Genomic DNA, 22204 nt, shown 5'->3' with positions numbered 1-22204 from the left:
AGCCTGCGCATCATCGGCACGGTCGGCGAACCGATCAATCCGGAAGCGTGGATGTGGTACCACAAGCACGTCGGCCAGGAACGCTGCCCGATCGTCGACACGTGGTGGCAGACCGAAACCGGCGGGCACATGATCACGCCGCTGCCGGGCGCGACGCCAACGGTGCCGGGTTCGTGCACGCTGCCGCTGCCGGGCATCATGGCCGCGGTGGTCGACGAGACGGGGCAGGACGTACCGAACGGGCAAGGCGGCATTCTCGTCGTCAAGCGTCCGTGGCCGGCGATGATCCGCACGATCTGGGGCGACCCGGAGCGTTTCAAGAAGAGTTACTACCCGGAAGAACTCGGCGGCACGCTCTACCTCGCCGGCGACGGCACGGTGCGCGACAAGGACACCGGGTACTTCACGATCATGGGCCGCATCGACGACGTGCTGAACGTGTCGGGTCACCGGCTCGGCACGATGGAGATCGAGTCGGCGCTGGTTTCGCACGAGCTGGTTGCGGAAGCGGCGGTGGTCGGCCGCCCGGACGACACGACGGGCGAGGCGGTGGTCGCGTTCGTGGTGCTGAAGCGTTCGCGTCCGGAGGGCGAGGAAGCGGCGGCGCTCGCGAAGACGCTGCGCGACTGGGTCGGCAAGCAGATCGGACCGATCGCGAAGCCGAAGGACATCCGCTTCGGCGACAACCTGCCGAAGACGCGCTCGGGCAAGATCATGCGGCGCCTGTTGCGCTCGCTCGCCAAGGGCGAGGCGATCACGCAGGACACGTCCACGCTCGAGAATCCGGCGATCCTCGAGCAGCTCGCCGAAGTGCGCTGACCGCGCCTGTTGCGCGCACGAGCCCCTGCGCGGCAATCCCGATTGCCCGCGCAGGGGCTTTTTGCTAAATAACGGCATGACCGTTCCGTCCCGTCCGGCGCCCGCCGCGCCGCCGCCCGTTCCCGAGCCGCTCGCGCGTGCCCATGCGCGCTATTGGCGTTTCAACGTCGTGCTGATCGTGGTGCTGATGGCGATCGGCTTCACGGTGTCGTTCGTCGTGCCGTTCTTCGCGCCCGCGCTCGCGGGCATCCGCTTCGCCGGTTTCAGCCTGCCGTTCTATGTCGGCGCGCAGGGCGCGATTCTCGTGTATCTCGTGCTGATCGTCGTCTACATCGGCCTGATGCAGCGCGCGGACCGCGTGCTGCGGCGCGCGTACGACGAACATGCGGCGCAGGCGGGCAATGCGCACCATGCCGCTGATCCATGCTGACGCATCGACTGATTCGCGCGTACGCGCTTTACACGCTCGGCTTTCTCGGGTTCGTGCTGCTGCTGTGGCGGATCGAGCGCGCGACCGGTTCCGGCGTGTGGATCGGCTACGTGTTCCTGTTCGTGCCGATTGCCGTGTATGCGGTGATCGGGCTGCTGTCGCGCACGTCCGATCTCGTCGAATACTACGTGGCCGGGCGGCGCGTGCCGTCCGCGTTCAACGGGATGGCGACGGCGGCCGACTGGCTGTCGGCGGCGTCGTTCATCGGTCTCGCCGGCTCGCTCTACGCAACCGGCTACGATGCGCTCGCGTACGTGATGGGATGGACCGGCGGGTTCTGCCTCGTCGCGTTCCTGCTCGCGCCGTATGTTCGCAAGCTCGCGCGCTACACGATTCCCGATTTTCTCGGCACGCGCTTTTCGAGCACCGCCGTGCGCGCGCTCGCGGCCGGCGCCGCGATCCTGTGCTCGTTCGTCTACCTGGTCGCGCAGATTCAGGGGATCGGGCTGATCGCGACGCGCTTCATCGGCGTCGACTTCGCGATCGGGATCTTCTGCGGGCTCGCGGGCATTCTCGTGTGCTCGTTTCTCGGCGGGATGCGCGCGGTCACGTGGACGCAGGTCGCGCAGTACATCATCCTGATCAGCGCGATCCTGATTCCCGTGTCGCTGATCGCGATGAAGAACGGCCTCGGACCTGTGCCGCAGTTCAATTACGGCAAGCTGATGGAACGCGTGGCGGCGCGCGAGGCGCAACTGCGCGACGCGGCCGAGGAGCAGCAGGTGCGCGATGCGTATCGCCGGCAGGCCGCGGTCGTGCAGGCGCAGCTCGATTGCTTGCCCGCATCGTATGCGGACGCTCGCCGGCAACTCGTCGATCAGCTTGCGGACCTGCGGCGCCACAACGGGCCGCTGCGCGAGATCAATCAGCGCGAGCGCGAGCTGGCCGACTTCCCGCGCGACCCGACGGCGGCGCGCGTGACCTGGACCCAGGCGCGCGACGATCTGCTGGCACGTGCCGAGCCACCCGTGCCGATGCACGAGCCGTTTCCCGCAGCGAACGACGACGACCGCAAGCCGCGCGAGCGGAATTTCCTCGCGCTGCTGCTGTGCCTGTCGCTTGGCACTGCGAGCCTGCCGCATATCCTCACGCGCTACAACACGACGACGTCGGTCGCATCGGCCCGGCGTTCGGTCGGCTGGACGCTGTTCTTCATCGCGTTGTTTTACCTGAGCGTGCCGGTGCTCGCGGTGATGATCAAGTACGAGATTCTCACCAGCCTCGTCGGGCGGCCGATCGCCGAGCTGCCCGCGTGGGTCACGCAGTGGCACCACTTCGAACCGGACCTGATCAGCGTCGTCGAGGTGATTCGCGACGGCATCGTGCATTGGTCGGAGATCCAGATGCAGCCGGACATGGTCGTGCTGGCCGCGCCGGAGATCGCGGGGCTGCCGTATGTCGTATCGGGGCTGATCGCGGCCGGAGCGCTGGCCGCGGCGCTGTCGACCGCGGACGGGTTGCTGCTGACGATCGCGAATGCGTTGTCGCACGACGTCTATTACTGCATGGTCGCGCCGAATGCGTCGAGCCAGCGGCGCGTGACGATCTCGAAGGTCTTGCTGCTTGGTGTCGCGCTGTTCGCGTCGTATGTCGCGTCGCTCAATACGGGGAAGATTCTGTTTCTGGTCGGGGCGGCGTTTTCGCTTGCGGCGTCCAGTTTCTTTCCGGTGCTCGTGCTTGGGGTGTTCTGGAAGCGCACGACGACGCGCGGGGCGATCGCCGGGATGGTGACGGGGTTGGCGGTGTGCGTGTACTACATCGTGTCGACGTATCCGTACTTCACGCAGCTGACGGGGTTCGTTGGGCGGACGTGGTTCGGGATCGAGCCGATCAGTTCAGGCGTGTTCGGCGTGCCGGCGGGGTTCGCGGTGGCGATCGCGGTGAGTTTGCTTGATCGACAGCCGGATGAGTATACGAGGGCGTTGGTGGATTACATTCGGCATCCATGAGTGGCGGTGAGTGCGGTGGTGGCACCCTACGTCGGTGCGACATTCCCCGCGAGTGGGGCGTCCGGTACGTCGTCTATTTTGGGTCGTAACCCACCGCGGCGGCGTTTATCAAGGGAGTGGCGGGACGTCGCGGAAGTTTGCTATACTCTCGGTCTTCCCGGAGAGATGGATGAGTGGTTTAAGTCGCACGCCTGGAAAGCGTGTATAGGTTAATCGCCTATCGGGGGTTCGAATCCCCCTCTCTCCGCCAGAATTCAAATGCCCGCGCAAGCGGGCATTTTTGTTTCCGTGGCGGGTTTGTTACCGCACGGAATGCTTAGGCGGTCAGCGCCGAATCGATGATGGCATCTGCCGGCGGCGTGACGAGCAAGGCGGCTTGCGACAGCGGGTCGGCCAGCGTTACGACGAAGGCCGGTTGTGACGCCTTCAGGCAGTGCTGGGCGGCCACGGCGACCGCCGCTAGCGTGAGAACTGCCCCGCTGTGCCCGTTGGCCAGCCCGAGATGCAGATCATGTCCGCTCCTGTCTGCGGCGGGCCATGTCGCGCTAATTGCGCTGGCGATTTCATTGCGCTGGCGAGCGCTTTGGCTGACGTCGCTGACCAGCGCACAGTTTTTCATTTTTACATTCGCATCGTCAGCGAGTCTCCGCGCGTCGTCGAGGAGCCGCTCGATAGGCCGGTCGTTGTGCTTCGTGGCGAATGCGATGCGATGTATGCCCGGTGCGGGAGCCGATTCCCCATTTCCCGGCGGAGCGACCAGCAATGCACACGCGCCTTCGCCAGGGACGATTCCATCGACGTGGTCTCGGCCATACAGATTGCCCAGACGATCGAGGACATTCACGGCGCTTTCACTCAACCATGAATCGCAAGCCAGTACGATGTGCCGGTTCGGAAGCAGGTTGTGGTTGAGCGACCGGTTCAACTCATCGAGCACGGCCAGCGCCTCTGCCGGGTGCGTGACGATGTGCGTCCGTGCGACGGCCACCGTTGAATGCCAGCTTGCGCGGGCGGCATGGCCGTCGAGCCACGAGACGAGTATCGGCGCGACCTCTCGCCAGCGCGCGGGCAACAGCACGTGCAGTTCGACGGGCGGCACGGTATCCGCGGCGCTTCGCATTGCGCCACCGGCCGTGGCGTGGCGAGACAACAAATCGTCGAGCGCGTTGCCGGCCAACATCAGCGCGCGCCAGTGTTCGTCGTCCAGTTTTCCGGCAGATCCTGGGGGAAGCAGACTTTCGTCAAATTCGTCGAGCGAAATCGTGCTGTCCTCCCGCGCAAAGATGCGGCTTCCATCGGCTCGCTTCAATCGATCATGGAGATCGACCAGTGTGCCTCGGCGTGCGGCTGTCGCGACGTCGTCGATCGTGTGTCCGGCCGGGACGCGCAGGCTGCTGTCGAGCACGAAAAGGGTGGTGGCCGATTCGCCATCGTCGGCGAGGGGCGAGTTTGCCGCCGAGGCTGGCGGCTCGGACGCGCTCGACACAGGTGCACGCATGGTGCCGGTACGCAGGCCGACAAATGCGGTGATCACGAGCAACGGCAGGGCGATGCCGACCAGTACAAGATCGCGCGTACTGGGCGTCCTTCCGGCAAGCCGCCAGTAAAGCAGTGCGATGGCCCATACCGACAGGAATAGAACAACGACGCCGAATGCATAACGCACGGTAGGGCGCTGACTCATGCTTGAACCCCGTGTTTTGAACCCTTCCCTCCGCCGCGGGTTCGCGATCCATTCGCACGCTGGCCGCGGGGCCTGCTAAGCAACTGAACGATCGCGCCGGGCGACGTTGCCCGGAGCATATGACCCGGGTTGTCCGCAACCCACCATCCTGGGATCCAATCGTTCTGCGAATGGCAGACCATTTAAAATTAATTGCCGGGATTGAGGCGGGTGTGATTTATTTGGTAAAAATTACTGAACAAAAGATAACTGTACCTGATTTGGCTACATGATCCTTGTATTGTTGTAACATCGCAAGCAAACAAATCACGTTCCGGGAAAGTGGTGAGGGCCGCATGGACGTATTGAAGTCAATCACGACATTATTCAGCGCCAATCGCCTTTATTCTCTTGAAGGTCCAGGCGCGATCGCGTCGCTTCAAGTCGAGCGCTGGACCGGGCGGGAGCGGTTGTCCGCAAATTTCGTCTGGGATGTCTACGCGTTGGCAAGCGATCCCGCGCTCGACCTGGAAACGATGCTCGGGCAACGCGCCGCGGTACATACGGCGTTGACCGACGGCAGTATCGCGACCCGCAGTGGCCTCGTCGCGGAGGCTGAATGCATCGGTTTCGACGCGGGTTTGGCCCGCTACCGCCTGCAGTTGGTACCTTGGCTTGCCGCGCTCGAGCATGGGCGTGATCAGCGTACGTTCGTCAATCAATCGGTAGCCGATATTCTGGACCGGATATTCCGGGAATATGGCGAAATCGCGCGCTGGCGATATACCGCCGACGCAAACCAGCGAATTCAGGCGGTGGGGACTCGCGATTACGTCGTTCAATATCGCGCGCACAGCAATCTCGATTTTGTCCTGCACGTTCTGGCCGAGGCCGGGTTGGGTTTTTGCTTCGTCGAGGACGATGACGCGCCCGCCGGCCACACGATGATGGTTTTCGACGACAGCGCGCAATTGCCGGAAGACGATACGTCGACGCGTCGCGGTGGCGTGCCGCAGCGCATGAGCGGCGCGACCGTTGAACCGGATGATGCCATTCTCGGCATGGGGCAATCGCTCACGCTGATGGCCGATCGCGTGACACTGCTCAGCAGCGATTACCGCGGAAATCAATCGGTCACGAGTTCGGCGAGTCTAGGTAACGCCGATGGCGCACGGGAACTGTATGACGACGTCGGCCCCGAGGCGTTTGACGGCTTTCGCCAGGCCGACGATGCCGCGCGGCGGCAGGCGGATGCAATTTTTTCGCAGGCGCGATTCTGGACAGGCTACAGCACCGTTCGCACCGCGCGATGCGGTCGGAACGTACGCGTGGCCGGCGCGGCATGGCGTCAGCATTTGCGCGATGAAGGCGCGATACAGGATACGTTCCTGCTGACCGACGTCGCGCATGTCGGTGTCAACAATCTGCCCGAAACCGTGCTCGAGGCGCTCGAGCACCGGCTGGGGCCGCTGCGGTTACCTGACGTCGATGCGCGTACGCTGAAGCAGGCAGAAGCCGGGGGGTATGCGAATCGCTTCGAAGCCGTTCCGCGTGAACAGGTTTGGCGCCCTACGCTGGACGACGGGACCGGCCAGCGGTGGAATCCGGCACCGACAGCCATCGGGGCGCAGACCGCAATCGTCGTCGGTGCGCGGGGGGAAGCCGAGCCCGGTGCGAACGTTCCGGTCCATACGGACGGGCAGGGACGTATCCGGTTGCGGTTTCACTGGCAGGCCGAAGGCGACAAGGGTACGTACCCGACGCGCGCGATGCAGCGTCTTGCCAGTGACGGACATGGCTTGCAGCAGACTCCCCGCATCGGACAGGAAGTGCTCGTGCAGTTTCATCATGGGCTGATTCATCGCCCGATCGTCCTCGGCGGCCTGTTCAACGGGCAGGGAGAAGGCGGCGATAAGCCCACGCCGGGCGGCGCCGTTGCGCAGCCGGCCGACGCTTCCGTTTATGCGCAGGCGACCGATCTCGCGGCCAGCGGGCAAGGCAACGTGGCCGGCGGCAATAGTCCAATGTGGCATGGCGTGGGTGGCGGGGCGGACCGCCATGCGCATGCCGGCGCGCTGTCGGGCTTCAAGAGCCAGGGTTTCGACGGCCAGGGTGCAAACCAGCTCGTCACGGACGACAGCGATGGCATGGGCCGCTTGCAGATGAGCACCACGCATGCGGCAACGCAACTCAATCTTGGCCATTTGCGTTATCAGGCGGACAACTATCTCGGCAGCTTCCGTGGGCAAGGCTTTGAAGTGCGCACGGATGCGTATGGCGCGTTGCGCGCGACGCGAGGCGCATTGCTGACGAGCTATGCACTGCGCTCCGGTCAGCCGGCGGGGGAGGCGTCGGCGTTGCAGGCGCTTTTTTCGCAGCAGGCCGTGCTGGCGGAATCCCTCGACCGTGCGGCCGGGGAGCACGGCACCGTGCCACTCGCCGTGCAACGCGGTACGCGGCAGTCTGCCCGGTCGCGGCTCGACGCCGGGACTGCGCCGCTCAAGTCGCTGGAGCGAAGCCTGAAAACGACCGTCGGTCAGGACGGTTTTTCGCAGGCGCTCGGCGATGCGAAGGAACGGGCAGTCGGCAAACCGCTTCCGCATACGGGTGATGCCCTGGTGGGCGTCGCTGCGCAGGGCGGCCAGGGCATGCTGGCCGGACAGGGACTGCAATGGGCCGCGGGCGAAACGCTGACGCTCGGCAGCGGTGCCGACACGAACTTCGCGGTCAATCAGACGCTGCGGATTCACAGCGGACAGGGCGTCGGCTGGCTGGCCGGTGCGCGTGCCGCGAACGGCGCCGGCCTTACCGTGGTTTCAGGCCAGGACAACCTCGATCTGCAGGCGCAGCACGATGCGCTGGCGGTACGGGCGAAAGACGCCCTGAAGGTGGTATCGGCCAACGCGAATGTCGAACTGACGGGCAAGACGACCGTGAATCTGGCAGTCAGCGGCGGCGCGCACATTACGATCGAAGGTGGCAACGTCACGTTCGGGTGTCCCGGCAAGCTGGTCATTCACGCCGCACAGCATCAGTTCGCCGGAGCGACCGATTTTCCCCGGGAGCAAGGGAAGTGGGGCGATCTCGGGCAGTACAACGAGTACTATCATCTGCACGACGCCGCGACGGGCGAACCGTTGAAGAACCTGCCGTACCGCATGGTGGGAGAAGGCGGCGAAAAACTGGAGGGCATCAGTCGCGCGGGGGATGGACGGACGGCCACGTTTTCCACGCACTCGTCGTCGAAGCCGGTACGAGTCGAATACACGGGTAACGAGGACATCGACCATGGCTGGTGATCCCGTCGTCACGAAACCCGGCCCCAAGGTGCTGACGCAGACCAACAGCACGCAGAAGGAAATGCAGGACGGCCGTCCCACGCCGGTGGAGTTGGTGAAACTGGTGAAATACGACATCAACGTTCGCTCGTTTCATCCCAACAAAAAGTTCGAGCCACTGGGTTTCCGGTTTCACGGCGACAATCGCGGCTTTTCCCTGGAAGAGAGTTTTCATGCGATTTATCCGGCTCGCCGGGCCGGGCGCGTGACTTCTCGGGTATGGCAGGTCTTCAGCCTGGATTTCGCGCAGGGTTCGCTCGCCGCCTTCAAGCAGCGACTGACGGACTCGGTATTCACGGCGTCGAACACGTCGTCCGGTCCGACCGTGTTTTCGGATGGTCCGGAGCCTTACGTCGACCCGCTTTATCGGCCGGAAGGAAAAGCAACGGCGAATGCGTTTTCCCAGGAGCACGCCGGGGAGCAGGTCGCCGACATGAATTTCGTGTACGACGGGAAGAATTTCGCGTTCAGGGGTTCCCGTTTCTCGCTGCGCGAAGCAGGGCGCACGGTCGTTCCGTCGCTTGACGTGCACGGCCACCTCAATATCAAGATCGAGCGGGTGCGTAAATGGATGGATATCGTCATCCTGATCGATGGCGACGGATTTCCGAACTGCGAAGCCTTCATCGAGGACCCTGCAGGGAACAAGCTGTTTCTCGGTACCCATGTCCGGATCGGCACGCCGGCCACTCATCTGTTCGGCGACAATCGCCGGATCATGTTTGCTAACGTGATGCGGGTGGAATTGACGACCGAAGGCAATTTCGGCTCGCGGATGTGGCTTTTCGCCCAGGTACTCGGCGGCACACCCGATCGTCGGGACGACTACCCGGCGGAGCCGGACATCAAGGCGCCTGCCGGATCGCCGACCGTGCGGATGAGTGATGGCACCCAGTATCCGATGGGCGACATGCCGCCGCCAATCATCCTGCCCGGGATGGACCAGGTTGCATGGGCCGCGGATCCGATCACGAAGATCGGCGACGGCGTGAGCGGCGGCTTCGAGGTGCCGATGCATATTTCCGCCTATGAAGACGTCGGTCAGGTATGGCAGCGACTGCGAGACAGCGTGAAGAGCCCGCCCGTCACGCGTCATCTGACGGTGTCCGCGTGGAACGACTATCACCTGCATCGCGATCCGAACGAGGGCCGGTCGAAAGACGGCGAGGATCTGGATCCATCGTTATGGAAGAGGAAATAGTGTCGTCGAACAAGCCCGGACGCTTTTCGCGTGCCCGCTACGTATTGCTGGCCTTGTGTATCGCGGTTGCCGTTGCCGCCGCGTGGCCTGGATTTGGAAGAGGTTCCCGTATGCCGCTCATTTTTCTGATTCCGTCCGATTACGTCGGTCCCGTCGTCGCATTGTTCGACCAGAAGGACGGTATCGACCTGGTTCATGCCAGTGATGGTTATGAAGTCAGCGTGCCCGCGAACGGCATTGTCAAGGTGAAGGGGCACCCGACTTTCGAGCGGGGCGGCGGCTATCCGTACAGCAGCATCGTGTTCCTGCTGGTGGACCGGGACGGGCGCCGGCACCCGTTGCGGGAGGCGATCAATCCGTGGCAGGAGTACGACAAGGACGACAACGCGCACTGGCTGGTGGGGATACGTGATGCACAGGGCAATCTGCGCAAGATCCCGCTTTCGAACGCGGGCGGCTTCGTATTCGACGATTTTTCGGAAGCTGAGAAGAGCGAGAAGATGGTTTTGTGGCACGACACGTGCCAGGACCGCGTGTTCAGCCCCGACTACCCGGCTTATCAGGCCGGCGAAAAGACGGCACGGGAACTGAACATTCCACCGTGTGGGGAGTTCGTCGTCGGCTCGGTCAATCATGTCCGTGCGTGGCCGGAGTGGATGTTTTTACGCGGGAAGGGGAAGCAGGAGAAGCTGGGCATCCGGAATCCCGCGTATCGGTCCGTTCAGCAGTTGGTGGACGAGGCCAACGAACGCAACGCGAAGAAAAAGGCACTTGGCATCGAGTAGATCGGCGCCGGTCAATGCATTGACGCTCGGTCGGCAACCACGGCGAGCGAACGATTCGAACAAGCGGAATCCGCATGAGGGCAGGGGATTGAAATGGACGTCGTTGCGGCATTGAAGGGCTATTCACAAGCCACTCGCCACATCCAGATCGATACGGTCATGGCCGGAGCGTTCGCGGTCGAACGCTTCCACGGCCGCGAGGCAGTGAACGAATCGTTTCGCTTCGAAATCGATGTGCTATCGAGCGAACCCTTTCTCGATCTCGGTCCGCTGATCGGCAGTGCCGCGCGCCTGCGCCTTGCGACGGGGGCGGGCGAACGCAGTTGGAACGGCTACGTCACGCACGCGGCCTATGCCGATACAGACGGCGAGATCACGCGTTACCGGCTGACCTTGGAGTCGTGGCTCGCATTGCTGCATCTGCGTCGCAATTGCCTGTATTTCACTGATCTCGACCCGATGGGCATTTGCGATCGCGTGTTCGGCGACTATCCTGAAGCGCACTGGCGATACGACGTCAGCGATGCGCAGCGTACCTACGCGCTGCGTGGACAGTATCGCGAGACGGACTTTGCGTTCGTCCTGCGGCTGCTGTCGGAAGCCGGCCTTTCGTTTCACATCGAGCATGCTCAGGAAGCCAGTGGTTCGAAGCCGTCCGGCAATCATACGGTCGTGATCGCGGACCACCGCGCCGAACGGAAGAACGGCACGTCGATCGGCTATCAAATTCAGGACGTCGGCGATCCCGACGGCGTCATCACGCAATTCACGGAACGCCACCAGTGGGTGCCCGACAAGGTCGTCGCGACGAGCTGGAAGGCAAGCGAAGTGCAGGCGCTGGCGGGTCACGCCGCGGCTGCAGCGGATGCGGATGCCCCGGTTCTTCCGGTGCGCGAAGTGTTCGACGGCCAGCGGGCCGGCCGTTTCGATACGTCGGCGCAAGCGCAGCGCTATGCCGAACAGCGGCTCGACGCGCTGCGCCTGCCCAAGACGATTCACTACGGCGCAGGTACGGCGCGCATGCTGGAAGTCGGCAAGACCCACACGCTGACCGGCTATCTGAACCGCTCGCACACGTTCGTGCCGCTGTCGATCGAACATGAGGCGGTCAACAATCTCGGGGCCGAGATCGGCGAACTGCTGAAGCGCGGGGAACTGACGGCCGGGCACTATCGCAACCGCTTCGTCGCCGTGCCTGATGGCGTGCCGATCATTCCGCCGCTCGTCGAGCGTCCGCTCGTGCACGGCGTGCAGACCGCGATCGTGGTGGGTGAGCCGAGCGCAAGCGTCAGTAGCACACGCGATCATCAGGTGCGTATCCAGTTTCCCTGGATGCGCGGTACGACACCGCTGCCAGGCGGGCTGACCGATACCGCGAGCCGGTCGAATCCGGCCGGGCATGCGCCCGGCGATCACCGGTCTGGGGTGCTGGCGCGAATTGCCGAGCAGGCGGCCGGTCCGAATTTCGGGCATGTCTTTACGCCGCGTGTTGGCGCGGAAGTTGTCGTGGGTTTCGATTCGGGCAACATCGACCAACCGGTCGTGCTCGGACAGGTCTACGGCGGGCGCGTGAAGCCGCCTTTTGCGGCCGGCGATGGCAGTGGTGCCAATCATCCCGGCACGCTGACCGGTCTGCAGACTCAGACGCTGGACGGACAGCCGGGCAGCCGCTGGGTGATGGACGATGCGAGCGGCCAGTTGCGCCACGAACTCGGTAATTCGGTGGCCGATAGCCGCCTCGCGCAGGGCTATCTGATCGACCAGCAGGCATCGACACGTGGTGCGTATCGGGGAGAAGGCTTCGTGCTGTCCACGCAAGGCTGGGCGGTCGCGCGGGCCGGCGAAGGGATGCTGGTGTCCAGTACGGCCCGATCCAACGCCAGTTCCACGCAAATGGATCTGGCGGAAGGCGTCGGCCAGCTTGCGCGGGCCGTCGAGACGGCAAAGGGGCTCGACGCCGCAGCGACCGAGGCAAAGGCGGACGGCCTCGGTGGCAACCCGGCGCAGGCGGATTTCCTCAAGGCGATCGATCCGGCCCAGGACGGCAAATACACGGGGGCAGTAAATGGTCAGGCCGCGACCAAGCCCGTGGGCAAGCAGCGCAGCGGCGGCGATCCGGTCGAGCGGTTCGCCACCGCCGCCGTCGTATTCGATTCGCCGGCGAATCTCGTCCTGTCCACGCCGAATAGTGCGGTGGCCTATGCGGCGGAACACGTACACCTGACCGCGCAAGGCGATGCGCACGTCGCCGCCGATGCAACGGTGGCGGGCATTTCCGGCGACGCTGCGAGTTTCTACGCGGCGACGGGGGGCGTGAAGATCATTGCGAACCACGGCCCGGTGACAATGGAGGCACATACGTCCACGATGGAGATAGTGGCCGACCAGTCGGTCCAGGTTTCATCGGCCGAGGACCGCGTCGACGTACTGGCGAAGGACACCATCGTGCTGCAGCAAGGTCCGAACAGGATCACGCTCAGCGGCGCGGATATCACGGTCGAAACACCGGGGCAGTTTCAGGTGAAGTCCGGATCGCACGTATTCGTCGGCCCGCAAAGTGCGCCGCCGAACCTTTCGCCATTGCCGGATTCCCGCGAACGTGCGTTCGACGAAGGTTTCATCCTGAAGGATCGCGACAGTGGCAAGCCGGCCGCGTTTCGGCCGTACCGGATCACGTTGGCGAACGGCGATGTTCAGCATGGCGTGACGGATGAACTGGGACACACGCATGTGGTGAAGACCCTGGCTTCCGAAATTCTCAAGATCGACGTCGAGGGCTGACAGCGTGGCGGACGATTTCAAGACGGCGGGGCGTTCACCGACGACGCCCGTCGATAATAAAAAACGCAAGGAATTGCTGGTCGAAAGCGATCTGCTCGAGATCCAGATCAACAACACGCCGGGCGTCGACGACGACTACGTACAGGTGAAGTGCGACTCTCCGGGCTGTCGCCATCGTGTGCGGTGCCGGATCCGCACGCGCAAGGCTGGCTCGGGGAACGTGCAGGTCGTGCTGACGAATCCGGACGGGCGCCTACGTTTCGCGGACGAGACTGACAAGACGAAATCACTCGAGGTGCCCGGCGACGGCTCCTGGGCTGACTTCGAGATTTCCGGCGAACAGGGCAGCAAGGCGCTGAACGACGCTGTCATCGAGGCGCACGAGGCGACTGAAGACGGAAAGGTGCTGGCGAAGAAGAAGCTGACGGTGTTCTGGTTTGACGAGGCGAAGATCGACCTGACGGTCGGCGGGCCCTATGGGCTTGACGGGAAGACGATAACGGTGCCCGACGGATATGCGATCAAGCACTCGGCCCAGGCCCGGATTCGACCGGAGGGCGTGAATTGTGCTGCACCGCAAATTTCGGTTCTCAAGATCGGGGTCATGCAGAACGATCGTACGGTCGGACCCGGCGTCGAGACGATATGGGGCTCGCCGGAGATTTCGTGGGATCCGTGGATTGCGCCTGGCACTACCGTAATTGCGTCTGCCCAGTCGCGTGTTTCCAACATGTTGCCGGTCGTCGCCAACGACACTTCGCCGGCCAGCGCACCGCTGTATGACCAGCCGAAGGACCCGACGGCAAACCCCGACTCACTCAAACCGCCAATCGGTTGCAAAGGCGGTGCGCCAACGACGAGCTCCGACGCTCCTGCAGTCGATCTTAACGAGATCCATGATATTGCTGCAAAAACGGCTTCCGGCGCGGTCGTCGGGAGGATCACATATTCGCAATGGCGCAGGACGCTGATCCACGGAAAATTCCTCTGTTGGGTCGTTGTCTTCAATACGTCGACGAATGAGTTTTGCACGCTCCGACAGAGGGCCTGGACCGTGGAAATCGATACCGACAAGGGCGCCGGACAGCGAGCGACGGCGGAGGCAAGCGACTCGCCGGTCAGCATCCTGCCGGTGTTGTGGCCGATCGCCAACGAGATTGTCGGTGCGCCCGCCAATCGACACGTGGAACCCTTCGGCACCGAGACGGTGACGTTTCGGAAATAGCATGGCAGCGGTCCGGCACGGCGTCATATACGTGCCGGCACGTCGTACGGATTGACACGATATCGAGGTAAGGAAGATGGTGGCCAATGATCGGTTGTGGTTGTCTCCGGGGTCGGAAATGACTGATGTTTCATCCAGATCTGCCTGGAGGGCGCAATGATGCCAGTTGATGCAAACCCCTTCGACTTCAAGGCGGACTTCGCGCTGATCGCGCAGGCGCGTACGGTGCACGATACGGCGACGCTGAATCTGTCCGATTACTACACGGCGAACCGGGCGCCAAGCTGGGCCGTGGCGGAGTTGAGTCCGAAGAAAGGCAGCGGCGGTCTCGTATCGCCTGGCGTGATGGTTCAGGTCGGCGACAAAACCTTCGTACAGCCCGAAGAGGCGGGGGCGGTGGTTCAGATGAAAGGCGTGTGGCGGGCTGTTGCCAAGGCGGACGCGTCGGTGCCCGCCGGGCGCGACTACGCGTGGATTCAGCCGCAACGCGTACGCATGCGCAGTCTGTCGCCGGACGATTTTTACTCGCCATTCATTTCCGGCGGCACGGTCGTTTTCCAATGGGACGCGTCGGCGCCGGATGACGCGCGATTCGTCGCCACGCGGATGATCTTTCCCGCATGGCAGCAGGACGTTGCGGATGCAATCAAGTCGGCGCCGCAACTCGAAATGGAACTCGCGAAGATCGGCGGCGGCCGGGCGGCGCTCGATACGGTCGACCGGCTGCTGGCGTCCGGCAACGATGTGTCGTCGATTCTGGCATATCGGGCGCTGCTGCGCGTGTCCGACCCGGACTTCGTCGCCAAGCACGCTGAAACGGCGCTGAAGACGACCGACGTCAATAAGCTGTCGATCATTGCATATCTGACCCTTGCGGCGTCGCAAGAGAAGGACCGTGCACGGCTCCTCGAAGTATTGAAGTCGACGATCGACGAGACGACGGACGTGAACCGGCTGTTGGCCGTTGCCTACGGTGCGTTCGCCGTGTCGGTGTTCGATCGTCGCGATCGCGAGGCGGTGAGCGGGGCGCGGAATACCGTACGCCTGCTGCGGCAGCGTACGTCGGCACTGCACGTCGCGATGCAAGACAAGGCGCCGTGGTCGCAGATTTTCATGAAGATGGGACTGGATGACCAGTAACGGACACTTGGACTACGGCGTCGCGGCCTGCCGTGTGGCTGCGGCTTACGGACTGCACGTCGACAACGCTTTTGACGCGACGGCCAACCTCAAGGTGTAGAAACGATGGCAACGAGCAAGGACATCCTGCAGGCGCTGCTTGGCGGCTGGACACAGCATGAACGGTTCCTGCAACTGACGACGCCGCTCGGCAAGGATGTGCTGGTGGCCGAGTGTCTGGACGGTTGGGAGGCAATCGACGGCGGCGGTTTCCGCTTCCAGATCACGGCACTCTCCGACAACCCTGCATTGCCGATCGCCCGGCTGGTCGGCGGCCCGGTACTCGTCGAATGGCCGACCACGGACGGTGGCGGCCAGCGGCGCCCGTTCCATGCACACGTCGCCGCGGCCGAACTGATGGGCTACAACGCCGGCCTGGCGCGCATTCGTCTCGTGCTCGAGCCCTGGCTCGCGATGCTGCGGCAGCGCGTCGACAGCTACAACTTCAACGATGCCAGCGTCATCGACATCAGCGAGCAGATTTTCGGCTATTACACGCGCGGCGCGGTCGTGCCAGCGTGGCGATGGGCGTTGGCCGATAGCGAGCGCTACCTGCGGCGCAGCTTGACCGTGCAGGCCGGCGAGTCCGATTTCGAGTTCCTGTCGCGGCTATGGGCCGAAGAAGGGCTTTACTACTGGTTCGAACACGCCGGCGATGCGCAGGCAAAGACGCTCGGCGGCCATACGCTCGTACTGGCGGACTCCAACGAATGCTTCCTGCCACGCGAACCGGAGCGTGTGCCGTTTCATCAGACGGGCGAGAGCGACCCAGCCGGCGGCATTCGCCATTTTGCGCCGGCACGGCGCTGGCGTATCGGCCGCGTTTCGCGTGCAAGCTGGGATTACCGGCGTCTGTCGGCACGTCCTGTGGCGGCATATGCGAGCGGGGCCGTGGTGCCTGGTGAGGATCGCGATGTTGCCGGCCCCTACGCGTACCAGACTGCCGCAGTTGGCGAGCAGCGCAGTCAGCAGCACCTCGACGCGCAGCGAGTCGATGCGGCGACGGGCACGGGTACGGGGACACGGCGGGATTTGCGGCCGGGACTCCGGTTCACGGTCGGAGACCATCCGACCGTGAACGCTTCCGACGCGTTCATATGTCTGCGCGTGCAGCATCATGCTCGGGCCAATGTGGCCGCCGACATCCGCAGCGCGATCGAACAGCATTTGGGCTCCGTTCCCGCGATGTCCGACACGGGGAATGGCAGCCTTGGCCTCGATTTGGCGTGGGACGGGGATGGATCTGAAGAGGATTTGGCGGTGGAGGATGACGGGGTGTACCGGAACCGCTTTTTGGCCATTCCGGCCGATCGGACCTACCGGCCACTACTGGGACATGGTCATGGCAGCAGCTTGCATGCGGTCGCGATCGCACACGGCGCACAAAGTGCGATCGTGGTCGGCAGCGGCGACCCGGTCCATACGGAGCGGGACCACCGCATCCGCATCCAGCACCACGCGCAGCGTGGTGAGAATGCCGCGAGTCGCGAGCCGCATCCGCACGCAGCGAATGCGCCGGCGAATCGGAACGCCGGCACGTGGACCCGTATGTTGACGCCGGTGGCCGGAGCGAACTGGGGCGGCGTGACGATTCCGCGCGTTGGCCAGGAAGTATGGACGGAGCTTCTGGAAGGGCAGCCCGATCGCCCCGTTGCAGTTGCCGCGCTCTATAACGGACAGGGCAAAGTCGACGCGCAGCACAACGCATTGGTCGGCGGCCCGAGCCGAAGCACGAGCAATGCCGCGGCATGGTTCGCAGGCAACGATCATCCTGCGGTACTGACGGGTTTCAAGACGCAGGACCTCGGACAGAGCCAGACTGGCACTGGCGGCTATCGACAGTTCCTGCTCGATGACTCGGCGGGCCAGTCGCGTGCGCAGTTGTACACGACCGACCGGAACAGCGGGCTGACGCTCGGCCACATCAAGCACCAGCAGGACAACCGGCGTCTCGCTGATCGCGGTTATGGAATCGAGCTTGCTACCGACGCCTCGGGTGCGCTGCGTGGCGGCGCGGGTCTGTTGATCACGACGGCGACCGGCACGAATCAGATGGATGCACGCGCGCCGGGCCTGGACCTTGCCGAAGGAATGCAGCGCGTGCGGGATCTCGCCGAAGCGGCACAAAGCCAGGGGGCCGGCGTCGGTGCGTCGGGACGGGAGCCGCAGCCGGACCAGTTGGAGGCTGTCGCCGGGCTGAAGCAGAGCCGCGACGCGCTCGAGGCGACCCGCAGCGGCGGCGCGGCGACCGATGGCATCGGAGGCGGCGGCGGGAGTGCCGTCGCATGGAGTCACCCGCACCTCGTCGTGCACGGTGCCGACGGTATCGCGGCCGTTTCCGCGCGCAGCCATATCTGGGTGTCCGGCAAGGAGACGGTGCTGAGTGCGGGTCAGGACGTGCAGGTGACGGCCGAAGGCAAGACCAGCGTGATCGCGAATCATGGCATGTCGATTTATACCCAGGGCCATGCGGCGGTCGGTCGCTCGGTCGAGAACTCGGGCATTGCGCTGCATGCGGCGTCGGGCTCGGCGAGTCTGCAGGCGCAGAACGGCGGGACGTTGGCCGCCGCCGCACAGCGCGCGGTCACGCTTGCCAGCGTCGACGCCGACGCGATGGTGCAGGCGAAACAACGCCTGCTGCTGACGGCAGCCGATGCGTTTCTCAAGATGGAGGGCGGCAATATCGTGGTCGGCGGACCAGGGAAAGTCGAATTCAAGGCGAGCAGCCATGTCATGACCGGTCCGCAGAGCGCGTCGGGAGATGCGACGCTGGCCGGAAGCCGCGCGAAGGATTGTCCGCAGACGATGGGCGATATGATCGCGTCGAGCGCGGCCTGTGCGGATTTGTGATGCGGATCGATAGCGAATACCACGCGGTGCACGAACCAGCCGGATCGGAGCAAGCGCAACCGCAACCGCGACCATCGGTCGAGCAGTTGCACGAGCAATGCGCGGCGCTCGGGTTGTCGCATTGCCTGTTGCTGACCGGGCCGGCGATATTGCATCCGTTCAGCCACGAAGAAATCGATGTGCTGAAGACGCTCGGTGAGTCGGTCGTCGAGGTGCCGATATGTCCGGAGCGTTTGTCGCCCGACTACTGGCCGTCGGTGGTCGAACTCGATCTCGACCATCCGACTGCCGCCGAGATGTGCCGCCGCGTGCTCGAGCGGACGGTGGACGACTGGTCGCCGAACGCGCTGGCGGAAGGGCGTGGCCATCGCATTGGTGCTTTCCTGTTTACTGCCGAGCGCACGGATTCAGTCGTGCGGCATTTGTCGAACATCTTCGTACAGCAGCGTGCCGATGGTCAGGGGCAGCGATTGCTCGCGCTTGCCGACCCGGCCGCATTCGAAGGGATATGGCGAGTCTGCGACGCGGCGCAGCGGCGGGTTCTGCTGGGTCCGGTTGTGCTGTGGCGCACGCTGGGGCGCTGGGGCGAGTGGATTGACTGCCGTGCACCGGACGGAGATCGCACCGATGGCGAACGCGAACCGTTCCCGCATTTCGACGACGGCCAATGGACGAAGTTGTTCGATGTGCGCCCGATCAATCGAGCCTGGGCGCACTGGCGCGCGGGTGGGCAGGCGGTACAGCCGGACGATTTCGCGAAATTGCCCGAGATGCTGACGCGGGCACGCGCGTACGGATTGAGCGATCCGGAGGATCTCGAACTGTTTGCGATCCATACGATGGAATTCGGCGTGGATTTCGATCTGCATCCGCTTGTCCAGCGCGCGTTGCGCAATCGGCCTGCAGACGCGTATTACAGCCTGGCCGTCTCGGATCTGACCGAAGCCGACTGGGCGGCGATTCGTGAAACGCGGCCGACCGGGCGAGCAAGTCAATAAGAAGGAAAGAACATGTCGGAAACCGCCGATCGTTGTGCGGTCTGCCAGCTGCAGGGGCTGGCGGTGTATTTGCCGCGATACGCTGTCGTGCCGAAGGCATTTGCCGCGCCGGCTTTGGGCCCGTTCAGCGGCGCCGGTATCAAGGAGGTGTCGCTGACCGAGAGCAAGTATGCGCTTCGCCAGTTGCGTGAAGGATTCGTCTACTTCCTCTACGAGCGCGGCCCGCGCGGCAAATTCCATTGGGAGGTCTACGCCAGCGCGGCTGACGGCACGCTGACGAAACTGCTCGACCCGGCCGTCGCGAGAAGTGCAGAGGCGCCGAAAGCCTGCTCGCGCACCGGGCACAATGCACTGCGTGTGCAATACGTGGTCATCGAGAAGCCCAAGGAGTGCGGCAAGGTATGGGTCGCGTTCAGCGAGCGGCCGTGGAGCGACGCCACCATCAAGCGCTACGGCGCCGACAGCCCGGAGGCGGCGGAAGTGCGTCGGAATCGCATGCAGGCTATCGACCCGGCAGCGTGGGTAGCCGCCCCGAAACCTGGACCACACGTCGCGCCGCTCACTGCGGCGAACTTGCAGCACGTGATCGAATACGCGGGAGATGTCGCGGAAACACCGCTCGAAGTCAGCAGCCTGCCGTACGATTTTCGTCCGGAAATCAGTCGCGGCGCGACCGGCGCCTGTCGCGACAACGTGCTGAACCTATGCACGACCCGTTACCCATGGGCGGTGCGTCAGGGCATCTGGAACAAGGTCGCATCGGCACAGCTCGTCGAGGTTGCACAGGCGAGTTCGGTGTCGGATGGTGCGCCCTGTCAGCCGATGATGCTGGCGCTGTGGGACGCAGTGGGGATCGCGCACGAACTCAACGGATTTCGCAACGACGCGGTGTCGTGGCTCGATCGGTACGTTGTCGAACGTGCGCTTCAGATCACGGCACTGCGCGACATCGATACGGCGAAGGAGGCGCTCGAGAAGGGGGCGGTCGACAGCGAGTCACGTTTCCAGTCCGAGACCGGACAGGCGACGACCGCCGGACTGAAGGACAGTGCGGCGGCGCTGCGCAAACGTGCCGCCACGTTGCCCGAAGGCCCCGAACGCACGCGCTCGCTGCAGACGGCGGACGACTACGACTATCTCGCGAAGAACGGACTGGGCGGCCCGTACGTGGCACAGGTGCAGTCGTTCCGCTCCGACGCCGAGCGTCTGGCGTGGCGTCAGAAGACCGACGCGACGATTGCCGACATCAACCGAACGAAGCAGAAACGCCTGAAGGACGCGCATGACGACGCGTGGCCGCGTTATGAGGCCAAGCTCAAGCGCGCGGACATTGAGGCATTTCGCAAGAAGTACGCGGAAATACAGGACAAGGTGCAGGCGTTGCAGGAGGCGCGCACGGACGACATCGGTCACTGGCTGAAGGCGGGGCTTTGGCTGGCGACGCTCGGCGACTGTCACGACTCGGATTTTTTCGACGGCATTGCGTACGAGGTTGCGGTGGGCACGGCGATCTTCGGTCTGAATTCCTCGCCCAAGGGACGGCACCTCGTCGATTCGCTTGTCGCACTGCTGGACGCAACGAAGATCGAGAGCATCGTGTGGCGCGCGATTGCGATGAACCAGAAGGACGGGCGCGTGCAATTGACGCAGGCGTTGCAGAGCGCGCAAAGCGCCAAGGAGACGCCGCTGCAGGGCAACGTGGACAAGATCGCGTCGGTTGCCGCGAGCATCAAGACGGTCGTCGGCTATTACAAGAAGCTCGCCAGTCTTGCAGTGGAAAAGGACCAGAAGAACATCACGCCGGTCGGCAAGTTGATCAGGGCACTCGAGATCGATCAAATCGCAATGACCGCGGGCGATTCGATTTTCAGAAAATTCCGTGTCAACCAGGGCGCGGACTTTGTCGGGGAAAAGATCATCCAGACCATTTTCCTGCAGCGCGCGGGCATCAGCGATGTCGATACGCTGAATCTCGTCAGGAAGCAGGCCGAGCTGGAGGGATTGAGCCGCAAGGAGGTCTTGAACACGATGCGCGTCGCGCACGGGTTTATCCAGGGCGAAGAAGCGTTGGGCGGCATGGGCAAGGCGTCGCGGTCCCGCGCGCTTTCCGAGGCATGGAACCAGCTCAAGCTGACCGAGGAGGGTAATGCCCAACTACGCTCGGCGCGCGTGACCGTCGTCACCAGCCTTCTCGAGGCGGTGAATTTCTACAAGCTGATGGTGATGCCGCACGACGAAAACACCACGCTCAATCTGATCAGCTCGGGGGCCTCGCTATGCTCGGGTCTTGTTGATATCAGCATGGCGCCCTTCTACGCGACGCTACAGAAATCAACGAGATCGCAGGCGTGGAAACTGGTCGGCGGCGGGTTAGGCTCCGCAGGCGCCTTCATCGGTGCGTGGATGGACGGCAAGTCGGCTGCCGAAAGCCTGACGAAGAAGCAGAATACGGTGTTCTTCCTGACGACAATCAAGGTCGTGGCCGGCGCCGCGACGGGCACGGCGGTGTTCATCAGCGCCGTCGGCAAGTCAGGTCCGCTGTTGAAGCGGGTGGCCAGTCGCTACGGTACCCAGGTCATTGTCGGCGTGGTCGAGGGGCTGGCCGAACGCGCCGCGGCGTTTGCCGCCTTCCGTGCGGTGGGTATGCTGCTTGGTTGGGAGGCGACGGTTGTATTGCTCGTTGTGCAAGGGTTGATCTGGTATTTCACCCCCAACGTGCTGGAGGCTTGGTGTACCCGATGCGCATTTGGAACCGGGTTGGAGAAAGATTTCTTCATCGAGCGTGAAGTCCCGCGCTATACCGACCGGGATGTGAAGAAGCAGACCGAGGAATTCGGCAAGGCCCTGGCGGGCGTGCGATGACGAATTCTCCGTTCGATGGGAGGTGGGACATCGAGTGGGGACGCCAAGAGGACTCCACTGCCGG

At 63.8% G+C, this 22204-nt stretch carries 12 protein-coding genes, 1 tRNA gene and 1 pseudogene; 13 read left to right on the top strand and 1 reads right to left on the bottom strand.

Annotated features, from left to right (window positions below):
- From HWX25_RS12925 to HWX25_RS12910, 4 genes are all read left to right on the top strand, one after another.
- Window positions 1-819, top strand: an 819-nt coding sequence (locus HWX25_RS12925) for an AMP-binding protein (protein WP_175908719.1), incomplete at its 5' end; no start/stop codon positions are given.
- Window positions 820-895: 76 nt separating this feature from the next.
- Window positions 896-1249, top strand: coding sequence for a DUF4212 domain-containing protein (locus HWX25_RS12920; protein ID WP_175908718.1), 354 nt, complete (start codon window positions 896-898; stop codon window positions 1247-1249).
- Window positions 1243-3258 (top strand): sodium:solute symporter family protein, encoded by a 2016-nt coding sequence (locus tag HWX25_RS12915; RefSeq protein WP_175908717.1) that lies wholly within the window; start codon window positions 1243-1245, stop codon window positions 3256-3258. Before HWX25_RS12920 ends, HWX25_RS12915 begins: the two co-directional genes overlap by 7 nt.
- 159 nt (window positions 3259-3417) lie before the next feature.
- Window positions 3418-3508: transfer RNA gene (locus HWX25_RS12910), tRNA-Ser, on the top strand.
- A 66-nt stretch (window positions 3509-3574) separates the two neighbouring features.
- On the opposite strand, the gene HWX25_RS12905 is transcribed toward HWX25_RS12910, so the two are convergent.
- Window positions 3575-4942 (bottom strand): hypothetical protein, encoded by a 1368-nt coding sequence (locus HWX25_RS12905; protein WP_175908716.1) that lies wholly within the window; start codon window positions 4940-4942, stop codon window positions 3575-3577.
- A 335-nt stretch (window positions 4943-5277) separates the two neighbouring features.
- Between HWX25_RS12905 and HWX25_RS12900 the strand changes: the two genes are divergently transcribed.
- The 9 genes and pseudogenes from HWX25_RS12900 (at window position 5278) to HWX25_RS12860 (ending at window position 22140) form a co-directional block, all read left to right on the top strand.
- Window positions 5278-8220, top strand: coding sequence for a type VI secretion system Vgr family protein (locus HWX25_RS12900; RefSeq protein ID WP_175908715.1), 2943 nt, complete (start codon window positions 5278-5280; stop codon window positions 8218-8220).
- Window positions 8210-9460 (top strand): hypothetical protein, encoded by a 1251-nt coding sequence (locus HWX25_RS12895; RefSeq protein WP_059689165.1) that lies wholly within the window; start codon window positions 8210-8212, stop codon window positions 9458-9460. The genes HWX25_RS12900 and HWX25_RS12895 overlap by 11 nt, the downstream gene beginning before the upstream one ends.
- Window positions 9445-10245, top strand: a complete 801-nt coding sequence (locus tag HWX25_RS12890; protein WP_244135198.1) for a hypothetical protein — start codon at window positions 9445-9447, stop codon at window positions 10243-10245. Before HWX25_RS12895 ends, HWX25_RS12890 begins: the two co-directional genes overlap by 16 nt.
- A gap of 93 nt (window positions 10246-10338) precedes the next feature.
- Window positions 10339-12972 (top strand): annotated as a pseudogene (gene tssI / locus HWX25_RS12885) (type VI secretion system tip protein TssI/VgrG); the annotation flags it as partial.
- 58 nt (window positions 12973-13030) lie between these two features.
- Window positions 13031-14251 (top strand): hypothetical protein, encoded by a 1221-nt coding sequence (locus HWX25_RS12880; RefSeq protein WP_175908713.1) that lies wholly within the window; start codon window positions 13031-13033, stop codon window positions 14249-14251.
- A 345-nt stretch (window positions 14252-14596) separates the two neighbouring features.
- Entirely contained in the window at window positions 14597-15391 is a 795-nt protein-coding gene (locus HWX25_RS12875; RefSeq protein ID WP_175908712.1) for a hypothetical protein, read from the top strand.
- A 105-nt stretch (window positions 15392-15496) separates the two neighbouring features.
- Entirely contained in the window at window positions 15497-18280 is a 2784-nt protein-coding gene (vgrG, locus tag HWX25_RS12870) for a type VI secretion system Vgr family protein (protein ID WP_175908711.1), read from the top strand.
- A gap of 128 nt (window positions 18281-18408) precedes the next feature.
- Window positions 18409-19278, top strand: coding sequence for a DUF4123 domain-containing protein (locus tag HWX25_RS12865; RefSeq protein ID WP_244135199.1), 870 nt, complete (start codon window positions 18409-18411; stop codon window positions 19276-19278).
- Window positions 19279-19290: 12 nt separating this feature from the next.
- Window positions 19291-22140 (top strand): T6SS effector BTH_I2691 family protein, encoded by a 2850-nt coding sequence (locus tag HWX25_RS12860; protein WP_175908709.1) that lies wholly within the window; start codon window positions 19291-19293, stop codon window positions 22138-22140.
- Window positions 22141-22204: the final 64 nt, after the last annotated feature.

This window comes from Burkholderia sp. BCC1640 (assembly GCF_902833125.1).
GTDB classification, from domain to species: domain Bacteria; phylum Pseudomonadota; class Gammaproteobacteria; order Burkholderiales; family Burkholderiaceae; genus Burkholderia; species Burkholderia diffusa.
Note: the sequence above shows the minus strand (reverse complement) of the source record. Positions and strands in the feature narration are given on the sequence as shown.